The 19,330-nt window shown below is 63.8% G+C and carries 19 protein-coding genes; 12 read left to right on the top strand and 7 right to left on the bottom strand.

Going from position 1 to position 19,330, the window contains the following annotated elements:
• Positions 1-53: 53 nt before the first annotated feature.
• The 3 genes from ACFHWW_RS25390 to ACFHWW_RS25400 all read left to right on the top strand — a co-directional run bounded on the left by ACFHWW_RS25390 (position 54) and on the right by ACFHWW_RS25400 (position 2,118).
• The gene (locus tag ACFHWW_RS25390; RefSeq protein WP_018094125.1) at positions 54-980 is read left to right on the top strand and encodes a sulfite exporter TauE/SafE family protein; all 927 of its coding nucleotides are present in this window, start codon (positions 54-56) and stop codon (positions 978-980) included.
• Positions 980-1,783: a TIGR02186 family protein gene (locus tag ACFHWW_RS25395; protein WP_100669663.1), complete on the top strand. Its 804-nt coding sequence runs from the start codon at positions 980-982 to the stop codon at positions 1,781-1,783. Before ACFHWW_RS25390 ends, ACFHWW_RS25395 begins: the two co-directional genes overlap by 1 nt.
• Positions 1,784-1,881: 98 nt before the next feature.
• A complete protein-coding gene (locus tag ACFHWW_RS25400) occupies positions 1,882-2,118 on the top strand; it encodes an Lrp/AsnC ligand binding domain-containing protein (RefSeq protein ID WP_018094127.1) in 237 nt (78 codons plus the stop codon).
• 64 nt (positions 2,119-2,182) lie between these two features.
• Here ACFHWW_RS25400 and pdeM read toward each other — a convergent pair whose 3' ends face one another.
• Positions 2,183-2,911: a ligase-associated DNA damage response endonuclease PdeM gene (gene pdeM, locus ACFHWW_RS25405; protein ID WP_100669662.1), complete on the bottom strand. Its 729-nt coding sequence runs from the start codon at positions 2,909-2,911 to the stop codon at positions 2,183-2,185.
• 240 nt (positions 2,912-3,151) lie between these two features.
• Positions 3,152-5,701, bottom strand: coding sequence for a ligase-associated DNA damage response DEXH box helicase (locus tag ACFHWW_RS25410; RefSeq protein ID WP_100669661.1), 2,550 nt, complete (start codon positions 5,699-5,701; stop codon positions 3,152-3,154).
• Between the two features lie 107 nt (positions 5,702-5,808).
• Here ACFHWW_RS25410 and ACFHWW_RS25415 point away from each other — a divergent pair, with 107 nt between their 5' ends.
• Together ACFHWW_RS25415 and ACFHWW_RS25420 are read left to right on the top strand one after the other, a co-directional pair.
• Positions 5,809-6,315, top strand: a complete 507-nt coding sequence (locus tag ACFHWW_RS25415; protein WP_100670018.1) for an Rrf2 family transcriptional regulator — start codon at positions 5,809-5,811, stop codon at positions 6,313-6,315.
• Between the two features lie 38 nt (positions 6,316-6,353).
• The gene (locus ACFHWW_RS25420) at positions 6,354-6,815 is read left to right on the top strand and encodes a carboxymuconolactone decarboxylase family protein (RefSeq protein WP_100669660.1); all 462 of its coding nucleotides are present in this window, start codon (positions 6,354-6,356) and stop codon (positions 6,813-6,815) included.
• 89 nt (positions 6,816-6,904) lie between these two features.
• Here ACFHWW_RS25420 and ACFHWW_RS25425 read toward each other — a convergent pair whose 3' ends face one another.
• On the bottom strand, positions 6,905-7,540 hold the full coding sequence (locus tag ACFHWW_RS25425) for a YitT family protein (RefSeq protein ID WP_324762855.1): 636 nt from the start codon (positions 7,538-7,540) through the stop codon (positions 6,905-6,907).
• Positions 7,541-7,652: 112 nt separating this feature from the next.
• Positions 7,653-8,591 carry a methyltransferase gene (locus tag ACFHWW_RS25430; protein ID WP_379941599.1) on the bottom strand — a complete coding sequence of 313 codons (939 nt, stop codon included), beginning with the start codon at positions 8,589-8,591 and terminating at the stop codon, positions 7,653-7,655.
• Between the two features lie 147 nt (positions 8,592-8,738).
• Between ACFHWW_RS25430 and ACFHWW_RS25435 the strand changes: the two genes are divergently transcribed.
• From ACFHWW_RS25435 to ACFHWW_RS25445, 3 genes are read left to right on the top strand one after another with little or no spacing between them, the layout of a single operon-like run.
• Entirely contained in the window at positions 8,739-9,005 is a 267-nt protein-coding gene (locus ACFHWW_RS25435) for a DUF6460 domain-containing protein (protein ID WP_379941602.1), read from the top strand.
• A gap of 2 nt (positions 9,006-9,007) precedes the next feature.
• Positions 9,008-9,511 (top strand): CAP domain-containing protein, encoded by a 504-nt coding sequence (locus tag ACFHWW_RS25440; protein WP_379941604.1) that lies wholly within the window; start codon positions 9,008-9,010, stop codon positions 9,509-9,511.
• Between the two features lie 46 nt (positions 9,512-9,557).
• Positions 9,558-10,925, top strand: a complete 1,368-nt coding sequence (locus ACFHWW_RS25445) for an MATE family efflux transporter (protein WP_100669657.1) — start codon at positions 9,558-9,560, stop codon at positions 10,923-10,925.
• Here the strand turns inward: ACFHWW_RS25445 and ACFHWW_RS25450 are convergent.
• Entirely contained in the window at positions 10,901-11,989 is a 1,089-nt protein-coding gene (locus tag ACFHWW_RS25450) for a quinone-dependent dihydroorotate dehydrogenase (RefSeq protein WP_100669656.1), read from the bottom strand. The genes ACFHWW_RS25445 and ACFHWW_RS25450 overlap by 25 nt on opposite strands.
• Entirely contained in the window at positions 11,986-12,333 is a 348-nt protein-coding gene (locus ACFHWW_RS25455) for a DUF952 domain-containing protein (protein ID WP_100670017.1), read from the bottom strand. Before ACFHWW_RS25455 ends, ACFHWW_RS25450 begins: the two co-directional genes overlap by 4 nt.
• A 120-nt stretch (positions 12,334-12,453) precedes the next feature.
• Between ACFHWW_RS25455 and ACFHWW_RS25460 the strand changes: the two genes are divergently transcribed.
• Both ACFHWW_RS25460 and ACFHWW_RS25465 read left to right on the top strand, forming a co-directional pair.
• Positions 12,454-12,891, top strand: coding sequence for a hypothetical protein (locus ACFHWW_RS25460; RefSeq protein WP_100669655.1), 438 nt, complete (start codon positions 12,454-12,456; stop codon positions 12,889-12,891).
• A 139-nt stretch (positions 12,892-13,030) separates the two neighbouring features.
• Entirely contained in the window at positions 13,031-13,678 is a 648-nt protein-coding gene (locus ACFHWW_RS25465) for a response regulator transcription factor (RefSeq protein WP_029959395.1), read from the top strand.
• 180 nt (positions 13,679-13,858) lie between these two features.
• Here ACFHWW_RS25465 and ACFHWW_RS25470 read toward each other — a convergent pair whose 3' ends face one another.
• Positions 13,859-17,365 (bottom strand): PAS-domain containing protein, encoded by a 3,507-nt coding sequence (locus ACFHWW_RS25470; protein WP_379941609.1) that lies wholly within the window; start codon positions 17,363-17,365, stop codon positions 13,859-13,861.
• Between the two features lie 218 nt (positions 17,366-17,583).
• Here ACFHWW_RS25470 and mscL point away from each other — a divergent pair, with 218 nt between their 5' ends.
• Positions 17,584-18,012 (top strand): large conductance mechanosensitive channel protein MscL, encoded by a 429-nt coding sequence (gene mscL, locus ACFHWW_RS25475; RefSeq protein WP_018094141.1) that lies wholly within the window; start codon positions 17,584-17,586, stop codon positions 18,010-18,012.
• Between the two features lie 133 nt (positions 18,013-18,145).
• Complete coding sequence (locus ACFHWW_RS25480) at positions 18,146-19,312, top strand: pyridoxal phosphate-dependent aminotransferase (RefSeq protein WP_379941612.1); 1,167 nt, start codon at positions 18,146-18,148, stop codon at positions 19,310-19,312.
• Positions 19,313-19,330 lie beyond the last annotated feature (18 nt).

Raw genomic sequence — 19,330 nt, forward strand, 5'->3', positions numbered from 1 at the left:
GGAGGAGCAATTTCCGCCCGCAATGCGGGCCGCTGGCATATCGAGGTTCGGCCGTGACGGTCTATCTGCCCATTGCTGAGTTGTCGGTGAACATCTTCGTCATTCTCGGCATGGGCGCGGCCGTCGGTTTTCTGTCCGGCATGTTCGGCGTCGGCGGCGGATTTCTGATCACGCCGCTTCTGATCTTCTACAATATTCCGCCCGTCGTGGCGGTGGCGACCGGCGCCAACCAGGTGGTCGCCTCGTCGATATCAGGGGCGATCGCCCATTTCCGCCGCGGCACCATCGATATCAAGCTCGGCACGGTGCTCTTGTGCGGCGGCCTTGTGGGCGCGACCGTCGGCGTCTGGCTGTTCTCGCTGCTCAGGAGCGTCGGCCAGCTCGATCTGGTGATCTCGCTGCTTTATGTGGTGCTTCTCGGCTCGGTCGGCGCGCTGATGCTGTGGGAGAGCATCGGCGCAATGCGCAAGGCAGCGAAGAACCAGCCGGCGCAGCTCAGACGGCCCGGGCAGCACAATTGGATCCACGGCCTGCCGCTGAAGATGCGCTTCAAGAAGTCGAAGATCTATCTGAGTGTCATCCCTGTGGCGACGCTCGGCTTTTCCATCGGCGTGCTGACCTCGGTGATGGGCGTCGGCGGCGGCTTCATCATGGTGCCGGCCATGATCTATCTGTTGCGCATTCCGACCAGCGTCGTCGTGGGCACATCGCTCTTCCAGATCGTCTTCGTCTCCGCCTATACGGTGATCGTCCAGGCCTCGACCAACTACACCGTCGACATCGTGCTGGCCTTCGTGCTGATGATCGCCGGCGTCATCGGGGCGCAATATGGCGTGCGCGTCGGCCAGCGGCTGCGCGGCGAGCAGCTCAGGGCACTGCTGGCGCTGCTCGTTCTCGCCGTCGGCATCCGCCTGGCGGTCGAGCTCGTCATCCCGCCGAAGGACATTTACTCGGTCGTATCCGCGGGGGCCGGTTTCTGATGCGCTCGCTTCTCCTTCACCCGATCGTCGCCCTGGTCCTCGCCGTCGCCACCCCGGCCGCAGCGCAGGTTCTGGAGCGCCAGGTCACCAATTTCACCGAGAAGCTCGAGATCGGCATTTCGACGGAAGAGATTGCCATCACTTCCGATTTCCGGGGCGCCGACCTGACGATCTTCGGCGCCATCGATGGTTTCGACGCCAGCCTCCTGGCGCAGGGCAAGTACAATATCATCGTCGTGCTGGAAGGGCCGAAGGACAACGCCACGGTGCGAAAGAAGGAGCGGGTATTCGGTATCTGGGTCAATACCCAGTCGATGACCTTCGAGCTCGTGCCGGAGGCCTACTCGCTTTCGAGTACCCGCGCCATCGAGACGATTGCGCCGCGGCGCGACATCGCCAATATGGGCATCGGCGTCGACCATATGCGGCTGGTGCCGCTCGGCTTCGTCGGCGACGGCAGCACGCTCGGCGAGTTCCGCAACGCCTTCCGGACGATTCGCGAGACGAGCGGCGTCTATCAGCGCGATCCGGGCGGGGTGCAGTTCATCAGTTCGAGCCTGTTCAAGGCTTCGGTGCGGCTGCCGACCAATGTCCCGAACGGCATCCATGTCGTACGCGCCTATCTCTTCCGCGACGGCGTCTTCGTCGCCGCCAAGGCTCTTCCGCTCAGGGTGGTGAAGACCGGCCTCGAACAGGCGATTACCCGCGCCGCGCACGATCAGCCGCTGATCTACGGCCTTCTGGCCGTAACCCTCGCCGTCGTCACCGGCTGGGGTGCCAGCCTGCTCTTCCGCAAGGAGTGAGGGAGCCGGCAAACCGAGTTGGCGTTCCATTTTGCGTTATGGCGGTTTAAGGAAGCACGGGCATCGGCGGCAAGCGATGCGAAACTTGAGGAAACCCCATGAAACCGATTTTCGTGCAACTGCAATGCGCCCCCGGCAAGACCTATGAGGTGGCCGACGAGATCTACCGCAGGGAGATCGTCTCGGAGATGTATTCGACCAGCGGCGACTATGATCTGCTACTGAAGGTCTATGTCGAGGAAGGCCAGGATATCGGAAAGTTCATCAACGACAATATCGCCAGCGTTCCGGGCATATCCCGCTCGCTGACGACGCTGACGTTCAACGCGTTCTAGGGCCGTGAAACTACGCACTTCCGGACGGAAACCGTTACACGCTTTTCCTGGAAGTGCTCTAACCTCACCCGAGAAGGTTGGCGAAGCGCACCGAATAGATTCGGTCGCGGCCAAGCATATGGGCGACGAGCTGCTGCCGCTCGAAAAGGCCGCTCATCTCACGGTGCCTGAGGTCGAGACCTCCCGTCGTGACCCCGAAAGCAGGCATGACGAGGCGCTTGCCGTCGGTCGCGAAGCAGGCGCGCCTCACCGATCTTTCCCGTCGCCTCACGGTCGCCGAAGGATGCAGGTGGCCGGCGATCTCGCCGATGCCGTCGCGTCTCGAAGGCTCGTGCCGGAAGACCAGGCCCGCGTGGCGGAGCTCGTCCATGGAGGCGCCGGGAAGCCCCTGTGCGCCGTCCGGATCATGATTGCCGTTGATCCAGATCCATTCGCGGCCGCAGGCCATGGCCGCGATCATCTGGCGGAAGGTCTCCGGCATTGCAGCCGATCCCTTCCGGTCGTGGAAATTATCGCCAAGACTGATGACGGTCGCGGGGTCGTGGCGGGCGATGACCGCCTCCAATATCCTGAGCGTCGCAAGCGTATCGTAGGGAGGCAGCATCATGCCGCGCCGCGCAAAGGCGGAGCCTTTTTCGAGATGCAGGTCGGATACGACGAGCGTGCGGCTTTCGGGAAAGTAGAGACCGCCGAGCGGATCGCAGATCGCGGCGATTCCATTGATGGACGTGCGCGCGTGCAGGGATGGGCTGACGGCAGGTGATGTCGCGTAGATGAGCCGATGCATGGTCATTGCGGTGTTCTTGTGTGTGGGCGAAAAAGGCTTCTTTCCTCCGGCTTGCCCCTCACCCTAACCCTCTCCCCGCACACGGGGAGAGGGGACGTGCCCCACGATACCGGTGAAAACGGTAGCGGCGGCGCTTGCCGCGGGTCCCTTCTCCCCGCCTGCGGGGAGAAGGTGCCGGCAGGCGGATGAGGGGCGCCGCGGAGGGGTTGGGGGCTTGGGGAGGATTTTCGCTCTCTCATAATTCTCTCATCCATCCTTACCGTGGCCGCTCATCGCCTCGTTGATCAGGTCGTCGGCCGCTTCCGTGAGCAGGAAGTCCTGGGCTTCTCCATGCACCGATTCCCGTCCGATCTCCAGCATTACCGGGATGGCAAGCGGCGAGATCTGATCGAGCCTGCGATGGGTGATATGGCCCTTGATCCGCTTTAGCATGGAGCCGAGGCGGCCGATGTCCAAAAGTCCCGTGGCCGCATCGTTGCGCGTCGCCTCGAGGAGAATGTGATCCGGCTCGTGCGCGCGCAATACGTCATAAATGAGATCGGCGGAAACGGTGATCTGCCGCCCGGTCTTCTCCCTGCCGGGGTGGCGCTGCTCGATGAGCCCGGCGATGACCGCGCAATTGCGGAAGGTACGTTTCAGGAGGAAGGATTCGTTCAGCCACGCCTCCAGATCGTCGCCCAGCATATCCTCGTCGAAGAGCTGCCCGAGCGACGGCGCCCGCGCCCGGAACGCCGCGCCCATGTCGTCGAGCGCCCAGATGGCGAGCGAATAGTCGGTCGCCACGAAGCCGAGCGGCTTCAGCCCGGCACGGTCGAGACGGCGGGTAAGGAGCATGCCGAGCGTCTGGTGGGCGAGCCTGCCCTCGAAGGCGTAGATGACCATGTAGTGCCGGCTGCCTCGCGGGAAGGTCTCGATCAGGAGTTCGTCGTCGCGCGGAAGCATCGACACGTCGCCCTGCAGCGCCAGCCAGTCCCTGACCTGGTCGGGCAGACCTGCGCGGCGGGCCGGATCGGCGACCATCTTTCGCACCTGTGCTGCGAGATAGGTGGAGAGCGGAAACTTGCCGCCGGCATAGCTCGGCACCTTGGGATCGAAGGAAAAGGCCTGCGAGGCCAGGCACTCGTTCTCGCGGATGCCTTCGAAGCGCAGCACCTTGCCGGAAAAGACGAAGGTGTCGCCCGGGGAAAGCATTTCCAGGAACGACTCCTCGACTTTGCCGAGCGACATGCCGCCGCGGCCAAGCGAACCGCGCTGGTTGCGCTTGACCATGCGGATGTTCAGCATCGGCGATTCGACGATCGTCCCGACATTGAGGCGGTATTGCTGAGCAACCATCGGGTTGGAGACCCGCCAGAGCCCGTCCTTCGTCTTGCGGATGCGGGCATAGCGCTCGTAAGTGCGAAGCGCGTAACCGCCGGTGGCGACAAGATCGACGGCGCGCTCGAAGGTTTCCCAGGGAAGCCGGGCATAAGGCGCAGCGCTGATCACCTCTTCATAGAGTTCAAGCGCATCGAAAGGCTGCGCGCAGGCCATGCCCAGGATATGTTGCGCCAGCACGTCGAGAGCGCCCTTGCCGATCGACGGCGTGTCCTGAGCGCCGACGTAATTGGCGTCGAGCGCCGCCTGGCACTCCATAACCTCGAAACGGTTGGCCGGAACCAGAATCGCGCGGCTCGGTTCGTCCATGCGGTGGTTGGCGCGGCCGATGCGCTGCGCAAGCCGGCTTGCTCCCTTCGGCGCCCCCACATGGACGACCAGATCGACGTCGCCCCAGTCGATGCCGAGATCGAGGGTCGACGTGGCGACGACGGCGCGCAGGCGGTTTTCGGCCATCGCCGCCTCGACCCTGCGGCGCTGGGCGACATCGAGAGAGCCGTGGTGCAGAGCGATCGGCAGATTGTCGTCGTTGATTTTCCAGAGTTCCTGGAACAGCATCTCGGCCTGGCTGCGGGTATTGACGAAGAGCAGCGTCGTTCGGTGTTCCTTGATTGCAGCGTAGACATCCGGGATTGCATAGCGCGCCGAATGCCCGGCCCAAGGCACCTGGTTCTCGGTCCGCAGGATGGAGATCTCGGGCTTTGCGCCCCCGGAAACGGTGATCAGTCCTGCATGGTTCTCCTTGGCGAGAGATTGAGCGACCAGCCAGCGCTGCAGATCCATCGGATCGGCGACCGTAGCCGAAAGACCCGTCGTCTGGAGACGGGGCGCCAGGCGGCGCAGCCGCGCGAGGCCGAGCGAGAGGAGATGGCCGCGCTTCGACATCACCAGCGAATGCAACTCGTCCAGCACCACATAGCGCAGGTCCTTGAAGAAGCGCTCCGCCTCGCCATTGGCCAGAAGCAGCGCGAGCTGCTCCGGCGTTGTGAGCAGTATGTCGGGCGGGTTGAGCTTCTGCCTCTGCCGCTTGCCCTGCGGCGTGTCGCCGGTGCGGTTTTCGATGCTCACCGGCAGCCCCATCTCGCCAACCGGTTTCATGAGGTTGCGCTCGATATCGACGGCAAGCGCCTTGAGCGGCGAGATGTAGAGCGTGTGAATGCCGGTGAAGGCCGCGCCGGGCGGGATCCTGCCGCGCCTGGTGATGTCGACGAGGGAGGGCAGAAAGCCGGCAAGCGTTTTGCCGGCTCCGGTCGGCGCGATCAGAAGCGTGCTCTCGCCCGCCTCGGCGCGTGAGAGAAGTTCGAGCTGATGGGCGCGCGGACGCCAACCCTTTTCGGCGAACCACCGGAGAAAGGGTGAAGGCAACGTCAGGGCGTCGCCTTCCGGCGACGGAGAATCGATCCTGTCCACGCAGAACAAAGGTAGATCAAACGCGGCAAAAGAGAAGCCGGCATTCTTCGTGCTGCTGCAAGGATTGACTCGGAACGAGAATCATGGATAAAATTTATCTACGATAGGAGATGCAGATGAAACTCGGCGACGGCGTCGAACAGGCCATTCACAGCGTGACGATGCTGAGCTGTCTTCAGCCCGGCAGTACCCTGTCGGCCGCAGCGCTTGCCGAGTTCCACGGCGTCTCGACCAGTTACCTGCTGAAGCATCTGCAGGCGATGTCGGGGGCCGGACTGCTCGAAGCCGTGCCGGGGCCGAAGGGCGGCTACCGGCTTGCGCGCGCGCCCGAGAAGATCACCCTGCTCGATATCGTCCTCGCAGTGGAGGGGGCGGAGCCCGCCTTTCGCTGCAACGAAATCCGCCTTCGCGGCCCCAATCCCTATTCCTGCAAGCCGGCCGCGCCGTGCACGATCAATGTCGCGATGCTCAGGGCCGAGCAGGCCTACCGCGCCGAACTCCGGCGCGTGACCATCGCCGGTATCATGGCCGACCTGAAAGCTATCGACCGCGACGGGGCGATCGCGGCGCGAACGAACGGCTTTCTCGCCCTTCATGAACGGAAATCGGGCAGCGCCGCCTGATGTGAACCACCATCCAATCAGCCAAACAGGAGAAGATCATGCAGTCACGTCTGAATTTTGCGAAAGCCGCTCCGGACGCCTACAAGGCGGTCGCCGCGCTCGACAGCTATGTCAAAGGCTCCGGAATCGAGCCCCGCCTTATCCACCTGATCAAGCTGCGCGCCTCGCAGATCAATGGCTGCGCCTATTGCGTGGACATGCACACCAAGGAGGCGCGCCACAGCGGCCTCAGCCAGCAATGGATCAACCTCGTCTGTGTCTGGCGCGAATCGCCGCATTTCGACGAGCGCGAACGGGCGGTCCTCGGCTGGACCGAGGCGCTGACCAATGTGGCCGAGACACGTGCGCCCGACGACGCCTATGAGGCGCTCAAGGCGCATTTCAACGAGGAGGAAATGACCAAGATCACCGTCGCGATCGGCGCCATCAACGTGTGGAACCGGCTGTGCGTCGGCTTCCGCGCCTTGCCCCCGATCGACGAGCCGGCCGTGGCGGCTTAGAGCGGGATGAGGAAAAGTGTATGCGGGTTTCGGTCCGCACCACGCTCTCTAACCACTGAGACTACAAATTCCCGGAAGCGATAGGGCTGTTACAGCGCGATGTAGCGGTCGGCGCGGTGGTTGATCGCCACGAAAAGGTTGAGGACGACCGCGCCGAGCACCGACCAGATGACGACCGTCGGCGTCGTCACGAAGAATGCTGCCGCCAGAACGATCATGTCGATCGCGAGTTGCACGAGACCGGCGCGAATGCCGAAGCGCTCCTGCAGGTAGATGCCCAATATGCCCACGCCGCCGAGGCTCGCGCGGTGGCGGTAGAGCGCTAGGAGACCGTATCCGAGGAGTAGGCCGCCGATGAGAGCGGCCCAGCCCGGGTGAATCTGCCCGATCTCGAAAAGACGCGATTGCATGTCGGTCAGGAACGAGGTGAGCGCGATGGCAATGAAGGTCTTGAGCGTGAAGGCCGGACCGAGCCGCTTCAGCGACAGGTAGAAGAACGGCAGATTGAGCAGGAAGAAGGTGAGACCGAAGTTCACGCCCGTGGCGTAATGCAAAAGAAAGGCGACGCCGGCGGTGCTGCCGGTCAGAAGTCCGGCGCTCGCCAGGAAGTAGAGACCGAGGGCGGCGACGAGGCTGCCGGAAAAGACGCCTTGAACGTCCTCCACGGGCGTGTGCCGTGTGGGACTTGTATTCCAGAGACCGAAAACGCTGCTTGCCTGTGCCATGGCTGACCCTCAGATCGCGACGACATCACCATTGCTGCAGCGCACAAAAAAATTCAAGCAAAATATGTAAGCAATGCTGACCTATTTTCGCCGCACGCGTCGGGGAGCTGCATCAAGACGGCTTGCGCGCGAGGAATAATATCCCGGCGACGGGCTCGCCGGCATCCCTGCGGATGGTCGTGCGCTCGGTCGCGATTATGGATAGACCGCTCTCTTTGCAGAGGGAGGCGATATAGCTTTCCGGATGCGCGTAGCGCAGCGACGGACGCAGCACGAAGCCGTCGGCCCCGCCTGCATCCTCGGCGGAAAACGCGAAGAGCCCGCCCGGTGCGAGCAGGCGGTCGGCGATGACGAAGACACCTTCGAGATTGCCGAGATACATCAGAACGTCCGCCGCGCTGACGAGGTCGGCACGCCGCTGTTCCAGCCCGCCGAACACGCCCGAATCCTCCGGAGCCAATGAAAGGTCCGCCTGGGCGAGGCGGTCATAGACACCCTTCGCTTCGGCCTTGGCGAGCATATTGGCGGAAAGATCGAAACCCTCGAGGAAATCGGCGCGATCGCGGATACGTTCGCCGAAGAGCCCGGTGCCGCAGCCGAGATCGGTGACGTGGCGAAAACGCCCGACGCCGTTCACCCGGTCGATCAGGGCCGCAAGTTTCTCCGGGACGCTGTAGCCGAGCTTTTCGACGAGCGCGTGGTCGAAGCGCTCGGCATAGTCGTCGAAAAGGCGCTCGACGTAAACACTCGGCGGCTGTTCGGGCGTCTCGGTAGCGCCGAGCAAAGCGAGCTTGAGGCTGGCGCCGAAGATGTCTTCCGGATTGAGCCGAAGCGTATTGCGCAGCGCGTCGACGGCTGCCTCTATTCGGCCCGATTTCTCTTCATAGTCCGCCAGCCGGAACCAACCGGCCGCCCATTCCGGGGCAAGCTCCAGCGCCTGGGCCATGAGTTCCGCCGCACCTGGCGCATCGCCCGCTTCCGCAAGCATCTTCGCGTAGTCGGCGCGGCGGTCGGCGATCAGGTCGCCGGAGGAGAGCTGGTTGAAGGTCATGGAGATGCGGCTTGGTTGCGATGGACGCTTCTGACGCCGCAAAAGGCAAAATACAAGCGGATTCTGAAAGCGGCACCTCGGGCCGTCATGCCTTGCACGCTTGGGAATGGCGGCTTATGTGAAGGGAAACAGGAGAAGTTCTCGCTGATGTCGGACGGAATAAATAAATTCTTGGGGGACTCGCCGCTACGCGTGCTCGTCAAGCTGCTGGTGGTGTCGATCCTGGTCGGCTTCGTGATGAGGGTCTTCGACTGGTATCCGGCAGATATCTATTACGGTATCCGCAACTTCCTCCTCGATCTCTGGCGGACCGGATTCGCGGCTCTCGGACGGGTGGGCGACTACCTGCTCCTCGGCGCGGTCGTCGTCATTCCGCTCTTCATCATTCTGCGTCTCTTCAGCTATCGACGGTAAGCATGCACGACCAGATCTTTGTCGCCCGCAGACGGCTGCTTCTGCGTGCCGGTGCCGTGGCCTCCCTCGGCCTGATCACCGGCTGCACCACCTCGAACCTCCTTTCTCCGGGCAACGGTACGGGCAGCGATCAGACCGAAGCGACGCTCGGTTACGTCAACACGCTGCGCAAGGGCAGGGGTCTTCCTGCGCTTTCCGGCGACCCGGTCGCTTCCGTTGCGGCCATGCATCAGGCGGCACGCATGGCGAGCGCGGGCAAGATGCGGCACAATATCGGCTGGCGGGACAGTTTCTACGATCGGATGAAGGGGCAGGGCGTCACGCTGCCGGCCGCCGAAAACATCGCCGTCGGTCAGAAGGACGCCGGGCGCGCCTACGATGCCTGGTTCAATTCTCCGAAGCATCTTGAAAACATGCTCGGCAATTACCGGGGGCTCGGCGTCGCCGTGGCGCAGAATTCCGCTTCCGGAAACCGCCCCTATTGGGCCATGGTGCTCTGCAGCTGAGCTGATTCCCGGGTGACCTACGGAATCGGACCGTAGGGACAGGATCATGACGGCTACGCAAAGCCTCGAACGCGACACGGACAACCCCGAAGCCGGACCTTTCCTGGTCACCAACCGGCTTATCTTCTCGATCGCCCTGCCGATGACGCTCGGCTTTCTGACGACGCCGCTCCTCGGCCTCGTCGACACGGCCGTCGTCGGCCGGCTCGGCAAGGCAGAGCTGCTCGCAGGTCTCGCGGTCGGCGCGGTGATGTTCGACCTCATCTTCACCACTTTCAATTTCCTGCGTGCCGCAACCACGGGTCTCGTCGCGCAAGCCTATGGACGGGGAGACCGGCGCGAACAGCAGGCGGTCTTCTGGCGTTCGCTCATGATCGCGCTCGTCACCGGCGGCACCATCGTGCTTATATCGCCCATCCTGCTTTCCGCCGGCCTCTGGCTTATGGGGCCCGGTCCGGAGGTTGCGGAGGTGACGCGAACCTATTTCCTCTATCGCATCCTTTCCGGCCCGGCCGCCCTCGCCAACTACGCCATCCTCGGATTCGTGCTCGGGCGCGGCGAGGGCACGCTCGGCCTGATGCTGCAGACGCTGATCAACGGCACCAATATCGTACTCTCGATCCTGCTCGGCCTCGTTCTGGGCTGGGGCGTGGCCGGCGTCGCGATCGGCACCGTGGCGGGTGAGGTGATCGGCGCGCTTGCGGGTTTTGCCGTCGTCTACGGCCGCTTCGACAGGAAGGACGCGCCCGGTTGGGCGATGATCTTTGCCGGCGACCGCCTGAAGAAACTGTTCGGCCTCAACCGCGATATCATGATCCGCTCGTTCGCCCTTCTGGCCGCCTTCACGCTCGTGACCCGGATCGGCACGTCCTTCGGGCCGGTGACGCTTGCGGCAAACGCCGTGCTGATGACGATCTTCCTTGTGGCCGGCTATTATCTCGACGGGCTTGCCACCGCGGCCGAGCAACTGACGGGTCGGTCGATCGGTGCCGGTTATCGCCCCGCTTTCGACCGGGTTCTGCGGATGACTGCCCTGTGGTCGCTGGGCCTCGCCGCATCGACCACGCTCGTCCTGCTCGCTTTCGGCAACACCGTGGTGAACATGCTGACGACTGCGCCGGACGTGCGCGCGCTCGCCTATGAATATATGCCATGGGCGGCCGTGACGGCGCTGACCGGCGCACTCGCCTTCCTGATGGACGGCGTCTTCATCGGTGCCGGCTGGTCGCGCGACATGCGCAATATGATGCTGGCCGCCTTCATCGGCTACGTGGCGGCGCTTGCCGTGCTCGTCCCTGCCTTCGGCAATCACGGTCTATGGGCCGCGCTCAACCTTTTCCTGCTGCTGCGCGGCGCTTTCCTGCTGCTGATGGTGCCGCGCCGGGCGGCTCAGACGTTCCGGCCGCTCCAGTAGTCGAGCCGGCTGTCGCGGATGTCGCGGATCGAGGCAAGTTTCTCGCGCTCGCAAAGGGCCGAGAGGCCGCGCACGATCCGGCCCGGCAATCCCGGTCCCTCATAGACCATGCAGGAATAAAGCTGGACGAGATCGGCTCCGGCGCGGATCTTTTCCGCTGCGGTTTCCGCCGAGCACACGCCGCCGACCCCGATGATCGGCAAGTGCGGTCCTACCCGCTTGCGCATCCGGGCGAGCACTGCCGTCGATTTCTCGAAGAGCGGCTTTCCGGAAAGGCCGCCGGCTTCGTTGGCCTGGCGCCGGTCCTTCAGACCCTCGCGCGAAAGCGTCGTGTTGGAAACGATCAACCCGTCCAGACGATGCGCCAGCACCTCGGCTGCGATGTCGTCCATGCCTTCTTCGGTCAGGTCCGGAGCGATCTTGAGGAAGACCGGAACCTGTCGGCCGCTTTTTCGCGCCTCATCGTCCCGGGCGGAAAGCACGGCCGAAAGCAGCGCCGAGAGACTCTCGCGCGCCTGCAGATCGCGCAGGCCCGGCGTGTTGGGCGAGGAGATGTTGGCGGTGAAATAGCGTGCCACCGAATGGAAGGTATGGATGCCTGTCACGTAGTCGGCGATCCGGTCGGCGCTGTCCTTGTTGGCGCCGATATTGACGCCGATCAGCGCCTCGCGCGAGCAGGCCTTGAGCCGCGCCAGCGCCGCCCCGTGCCCCTCGTTGTTGAAGCCGAGCCGGTTGATCACCGCCTCGTCCTCGACGAGCCGGAAGAGCCGCGGCTTGTCGTTGCCCGGCTGCGGCCTCGGCGTTACCGTGCCGATCTCGGTAAAGCCGAAGCCGATCTTCAGCAGCGCTTCCGGGACTTCGGCATTCTTGTCATAGCCGGCGGCCATGCCGACTGGGTTGGGAAAAACGAGGCCCGCCACGGTTTGCCCGAGCCGGGGGTCCGCCGGCGCGGCGCAGCTCGGCACCAGGCCGCCTTTCAGCGCCTTGATCGAAAGGCCGTGTGCCGCTTCCGGATCGAAGAGGAAGAGGCCGCGCCGTGCGAGGTGCTCCAACCGGCGGATCATGGGGCGAGTTCCGGGAAGCTGTGCTGACCGTCCGGCCGCAGCGGCAGGGGCTTCTCCCACAATACGGCGTCAAGCGGGAGCGGAGCGTAAAGATGCGGAAACAGCGCGCCGCCGCGAGAGGGCTCATAGACGAGTTTGTCGCCCAGCGCCGGCGCGTCGACCGCAACGAGCAGCAGGTCGCCCTGACCCTCGAAATGCCGGGAGGCGGTTTCGACGACCTGGTCCCGGGTCGAAAAATGAATGAACCCGTCGGCGAGATCGACGGGCGCGCCTGCGAACGCGCCGGTCCGCCGCGCCTCCTGCCATAGAAGTGCCGGAACGATCTTGTATATGGTAGCGTTCATCTTTGTTCGCTTATCCGTCGTGAGCATGAGTGATGGCCTTGCCGCAAATATCGGCGCCTGTCCACCGCACAACATGAGATCGAGGCGGATTTTCCGTAAGCATTCAACGGAGAGAACGTCATGAGACAGGCAGTCGCAATACTCGCAGTCGGGTTGGGGTTCGGTCTCATTGCCCCGGCGGCTGCGCAGGAAGCCTCGCCCGGCCGCTACAGCATGCAGAAGTCGGAAACGGGATTAGCCCGGCTCGACACCGAGACCGGCGAGGTCACCTTGTGCCAGGAAAAGGGCGGGGAGCTCATCTGCAGGATGGCGGCCGACGAGAGAGCCGCATTCGAGCGCGAACTCGACCTCCTCACAAGTCGCATCGAAGCGCTGGAAAAGGCCGTGGAAAGCGGTGAAACCGCGGCCGAACCGGCGCTACCCGACGATGAAGAGATTGACCGGGCAATGAGCATCATGGAAAGAATGGTGCGCAAGTTCATGGGAATCGTGAAGGAATTCGAGGACAAGGGCAGCGATTCCGCCGACGAGGGTGAGAATCTGCCGCAGAAGACCTGAAAACGAGCGGTGACGTGCTGGAGGGCACGCGCCGCGCATGTTCCCTGAAACAGGGATCATTTGGGAATAAGATGATACGGCAGATCCACAGCGCAAAGCTGCAGGATGGCAGCCGAGGCTGTTGGGAGGGAGCGTCATCATGCCGGAAATGACCATCATCATCGCCGACGACCACCCGCTCTTTCGTGGCGCAATGCGCCAGGCGCTGAGCGGCATGGCGGGCGCACCGGCCATCGTCGAGGCCGGAGATTTCGCCGCTGCGCGCAGGGCTGCGGCCGACAACCCGGACGCCGATCTGATGCTGCTCGACCTGACGATGCCGGGCGTGAGCGGGCTTTCGGGGCTGATCGCGCTGCGTGCCGAGTTTCCGAGCCTGCCCGTGATGATAGTCTCGGCCCATGACGATCCGGCGACCATCCATCGTGCGCTCGACCTGGGCGCGGCAGGGTTCCTGTCCAAATCTGCCGGTATCGAGGAAATCCGTGAAGGCATCGCAAAGGTGATGGCCGGCGAGGTGTTCGTCCCGGCCGGTTACGACCAGAACCAGGAATACGAGCCGGAGGTTGCCGACCTGCTGCACCGGCTGCAGACATTGACGCCGCAGCAGTCCCGCGTCCTCTCGATGCTCGCCGAGGGGCTGCTCAACAAGCAGATCGCCTATGAACTCGGCGTCTCCGAGGCGACGATCAAGGCGCATGTCTCGGCGATCCTCCTGAAGCTCAACGTCGACAGCCGTACACAGGCGGTGATCCAGCTATCGAAGCTGGGGACGGTCGCGGCGGCCTGAGCGGCCGCTCCCGACGCTGGAGATTTTTGCCCCTCATCCCGCTGCCGCGACCCTCTCCCCGTTTTTGAGCGGTGAGGGTGCGTCAGGAGTCGGCGGCTTGTCCCTTCGCCCCGCCTGGGGGAGAAGGTGGCCGGCAGGCCGGATGAGGGGCGATCCCGAGCTAAGCCAATTATTCCGCCGCTATTCCGCCGCGGCGCGTCCCGCCGCGGCAAGCTGCGTGAGCCAGGCGCGCAGAGCGGCCGGGCGGACGGGCTTGTGCTGCAGCGAGACGCCGTCCCGTTCGGCGGCGCCGCGCACTTCCGGTGACCGGTCGGCCGTTACCATGAGTGCGGGGATACTCTCCTGCCAGAGGCCGCGGATCGCGGCGATCGCCTCGACACCGGTGCCGTCGCCGAGGTGATAGTCGGCGACGATCGCGTCGGGACGCACGCTCAGTCTGCCGGGCGCCATTTCAGTGCAGGCTGCGAGCGACTCGGCGGTCGTCACGCTGCAGCCCCAGCCGCCGAGCAGCAGGGCCATGCCTTCGAGAATCTTCGGCTCGTTGTCGATGCAGATGACGTTCAGCCCAGCCAGTGCTTCGCTCGTTTTCGCCGCTGCGACGGGTTGCGGTCTGACCCTGCCGCCGGCGCTCTTGTCGAGCGGCACGCTGACCTTGAAGCCGGTGCCTTTCCCGGGCTTCGATTGCAGGCCGACCGGGTGATTGAGAACCCGCGAGATGCGGTCGACGATGGAGAGACCGAGGCCGAGCCCCGACGCGGTTCGCGCGCCTTCTTCGAGGCGCGCGAATTCCTTGAAGACGGTGCGGAATTTCGATGTTGGAATTCCGATGCCCGAATCGAGAACTTCGATCGTGGCCGTCTGTCCGTGCCGGCGCACGCCCACCAGCACCTTGCCCCGAAGTGTGTATTTTATGGCATTCGATACGAGGTTCTGGACGAGGCGCCGGAGCAGGTTCGGATCGCTGCGCGCCGCGAGCGATGTCGGCATGATGACGAGTTCGATATCCTTCGCCCTCGCCATCGGCGCAAAGTCCGTCTCGATCCGCCTGAGCAATTCGTCGAGCGGCACGGATTGCAGGCGCGGCTTCATCGCACCGGTGTCGAGCCGCGAAATGTCGAGCACGGCGCCGAGGATGGCTTCCACCGATTCGAGCGATGAATCGATGTTCTGCACCAGCGCCCGGTTGTCGGAATCTCCGAGTCGCTCGACCAGCGACGAGGAGTAGAGCCGTGCCGCGTTCAAGGGCTGCAGGATGTCGTGACCGGCAGCGGCAAAGAAGCGGGTCTTGCCGATATTCGCCTCCTCGGCGGCGGCCCTTGCCTCGCCCAGTTCGCGGTTGACGCGTGTGAGTTCTCCCGTCCGCTCGGCGACGCGCAGTTCCAGCGTTTCGTTCGCCTGTTTGAGCGCCATGTCGGCCGCGACGCGCTGGGTTATGTCGGTGTAGGTCGTGACGATGCCCTTGTCGGGCATGGCATTGCTTCTGACTTCGAGGATGCGGGCGCCGCCTTCGAGTTCGAGCAGGAACGGCTTGTCGAGCGTCAGGAAGTTGGCGATCAACGCCTTCTCCTCATCCTGGCGGACATCCCCGCGGCGGGCAAGGATCGCGACGATGTCGGCCAGCGGAAAGCCCACCTGTCCGGCGGCCTCGGGGAGATCCAGGAGTTCCCGGAAACGGCGGTTCCAGATGATGAGATTGTTGGCGTTGTCGAAGACGGCAATGCCCTGGTCCATCTGCGAGAGTGCCGTATGCAGCATGTCCTGGTTGTATTGGAGCGCCTCGCTTGCCTGGTCGAGCAGCCAGGCGGTGTCGGAGGAGGTGTCGTCCATGCGCTGCAGGACAAGTGAAAGGACGAGCCGGGCGGAAGACGAGCCGATCGCGCTGCCGAGCAATTGTTCCGAGAAGTGGACAAGCGCCATGTCGGCGGAGGCGTTGTCGTCGAGCCAGCGGCCGGATTGCTGTTCATAGGTATGGAAGGAGCGCTGCATGCGCTCCTCGCCCATGTAACGGCCGATCGTCGTCTTGAGGTCGCGCACCGTCACCTTGGTCTTGCGCCCGCGGAAGGTCCGCTCGGTGCGTGAGCGGCGGGTGATGAAGACGCCCGCCTGGAAACGCTCCAAGGGTTTGGGCGCGCGCGTCAGCGAACCCACGATATAGGCCGCGACATTGACGAGCATGCTGAGAGCCGTCGCATTTACCAGCGGGTCTGAATGGGCGCCGGAGAAGAGATCGGCGAAGGGCAGCAGGAAGCTGAGCACCGTGGAGGCGATGTGGGAATTGTCCGGCCCGCCGAGGCTCGGCAGGAAAAGGACATAGGCCCAGACGAGGAAGCCGCTGACCATCCCGGCGATCGCGCCGCGGGCATTGGCCTGCCGCCAGACGAGACCGCCGAGGAGCGCCGGCGCCATCTGCGCGATGGCGGCGAAGGAGAGCAGTCCGAGCGAGGCAAGCCCGGCGCTGATATCGGCGGCGCGATAATAGCCGTAGCCGAGGAAGAGGACGACGAAGATCGCCGTTCGGCGGATATTGAGGAGCGTACCGGCCATGTCCTCCTGGAGAGAGCCGCGCGTGCCGAGCCTGCGGCGCAGGAATACCGGCATGACGATGTCGTTCGAAACCATGATCGAGAGCGCGACCGAAGCGACGATGACCATGGCGGTCGCCGCGGAGAAGCCGCCGATGAAGGTGAAAAGCGTGACGAGCGGCACGTCGCCGGCAAGCGGCAGTGCCAGAAGATAGAGATCCGCATTGCCGGAGCCGGAGAAGGTCAGGATGCCGGCGATCGCGATCGGCAGGACGAAGGCGTTGATTGCGATCAGATAGAGCGGGAAGAGGATGCCCGCCGTGCGCAGTTCGTTATCGGTGCGGTTTTCCACGACCGTCACGTGGAATTGCCGGGGAAGCATGATGATGCCGAAGGCGGAAAGCGCGATCATCAGAATCCAGCGCGCGACCGGCGTCTGGTATTCGAGCGCGGCGAGCACCGTGGGACTCTGCTGCGCTTCTGCCCATAGATTTGCAGGCCCGCCGAACAGGAAGAAGACGATATAGATGCCCACCGTGAGCATCGCCACGAGCTTGACGACCGATTCCATCGCGATCGCGAGGATCAGGCCGTCCTGGTGTTCCGTCGCATCCGTGTGGCGTGTACCGAAGACGATCGCGAAACAGGCGAGAAAGAGCGTGACCAGAAGCGGCAGGTCGACGAAGTTCTCGCCCGAGCCTATGCCGTAGTCGCTGGTGTCGATCATCGTGGCGACCGAACTCGACACCGCCTTGAGTTGCAATGCGATATAGGGAATGGCCCCGACGAGCGAGATCAGCGCGACGATTGCCGCAACGGCCGGGTTCTTGCCGTAGCGCGCAGCCACGAAATCGGCGACGGAGGTTAGCTTTTCGGTCTTGGCGAGCCGGACGATGCGGCGAATCAGCGGCATGCCGAACGTGAACATCAGGATCGGACCGATGTAGATGCCGGTGAATTCGAGTCCGCGCTCCGCCGCAAGGCCGACGCCGCCGAAATAGGTCCAGGAGGTGCAGTAGATCGCCAGGCTCAGCGCATAGACGAGCGGCCTGCCCTTCTCGGCAATCTTGTTTCGTCTGGCTCGCCGGTCGCCATAGCTTGCAACTGCGAAGAGCAGCAACAGATAGGCGAAGGCCGAGGCAAAAATGACCGAACCCGAAAGCATGCCTCACTCCTCCGCTGCCAGCATAGGGCAAGTCCATTTGGTTGGAAATCGGCGGTGCATCAGTCTTAAGTTCAAGATAACGCGCCGATATCCGCAGCGCTTGACCAAATGCAAGGAGTGCGATTTCCTCACGCGGGGCTTTGGTCTAGATTCCTACCGGCGGTTGCCGCGCAAGACAGGTGCGGGTGGACGTTCGGGGGTATTTCGAGGAGAGAGGCATGCTGAACGAATTCAAGGAGTTTATCGCCCGCGGCAACGTCATGGACCTTGCGGTCGGCGTGATCATCGGTGCGGCCTTTAGCAAGATCGTCGATTCGGTCGTCAACGACCTCGTCATGCCGGTCGTGGGAGCGATCACCGGCGGCGGCTTCGACTTCTCCAACTATTTCCTGCCGCTCTCCGCCAGTGTTACCGCGCCGACGCTCGCAGCCGCACGCGAACAGGGCGCGGTCTTTGCCTATGGCAATTTCATCACGGTGCTCATCAACTTCCTGATCCTCGCCTGGATCATCTTCCTGCTGATCAAGCTCGTGAATCGCGCGCGTGCGTCGGTGGAAAGGGATAAGGCGCCGCCCCCGTCCGCACCTCCGCCGCAGGACATCCTGCTTCTCTCGGAAATTCGCGATCTCCTGAAGCAGCGCGCCTGAGACGCGGATCACGCGGCGGCTCGGTGCCGCCGAGTGATGGAAACATCACAAAATTCGATAAACAGGTCAGAGAAATTCGCGTGATCGCCGACGCCAAAGCGTCTAGAAACGGCGGGCAATCAGGAGCCCGCCGATGACGATCATGACCAGTCTCAGCCCCCGCGCGACGGCAGCGCCCGAAAGCGGCATCGTCGAAGTGGTCAACTATGCGCGCGGGCGCGAAGGACTGATCCCGCTCTGGGTCGGCGAAGGTGATCTGCCGACGCCGGATTTCGTCAGTCGCGCGGCGGCCGACGCGTTGATGGCCGGCGAGACCTTCTACACCTGGCAGCGCGGCATCCCGCCGCTGCGCGAGGCGCTGGTCCGCTATTACCAGCGCCGGTTCCAGAAGGCGCTTTCGCCCGAGAATTTCTATGTTACCGGTTCGGGAATGCAGGCGATCAAGCTTGCGATCGAGGCGGTAGGCTCTCCCGGCGACGAGGTGGTTCTGCTGACGCCCGCCTGGCCGAATTTCGCGGCTGCTGCGGACCTCTCCGGCGTTCGCCCGGTCGCCGTTCCATTGCAATTCGAAGGCGGCAAATGGCAGCTCGATCCCGAACGTCTTCAGGCGGCGATCGGGGAGAGGACGCGGGCGCTGTTCATCAACACGCCGTCCAACCCCACCGGTTGGACCGCCACTTACGAGGATCTCAGGGCCATTCTGGCGCTCGCGCGTAAACATGGACTCTGGATCATCGCCGACGAGATCTACGCGCTCTACTATTATCTCGGGGGCCGGGCGCCGTCCTTCCTCGACGTGATGGAGGAGGATGACCGCATCCTCTTCGTCAATTCCTTTTCCAAGAACTGGTCCATGACCGGCTGGCGTGTCGGGTGGATCGTCGCGCCGCCGGCGATGGGGCAGGTGCTCGAAAATCTCATCCAGTATTCGACCTCCGGTGTCGCGCAGTTCATGCAGCGCGGGGCAGTCGCCGCGCTCGATGAAGGCGACGGCTTCGTCGACGAGAACATTGCCAAGGCGAAGCGCAACCGCGATACGCTCTGCGACGCGCTGATCGCGACCAACCGCGTCGAAACGCTGAAACCCGATGGCGCGCTCTACGCCTTCCTGAAGATCGACGGCGTCACCGACTCGCGGGCCGCGGCGCTCGACCTCGTCGACCGGACCGGCGTCGGTCTGGCGCCGGGGACGGCCTTCGGCGAGGGCGGAGCGCTTTTCATGCGCGCCTGCTTCCTGCGTGATCCGCTCCAGATCGCCGAGGCCGCGGAGCGCTTGCAGCGCTACATCCTCAGCCGCTGACGGGCTATTTTCGGCGAC

Source organism: Sinorhizobium sp. P24N7 (assembly GCF_042436655.1).
Lineage (GTDB): Bacteria > Pseudomonadota > Alphaproteobacteria > Rhizobiales > Rhizobiaceae > Sinorhizobium > Sinorhizobium meliloti_A.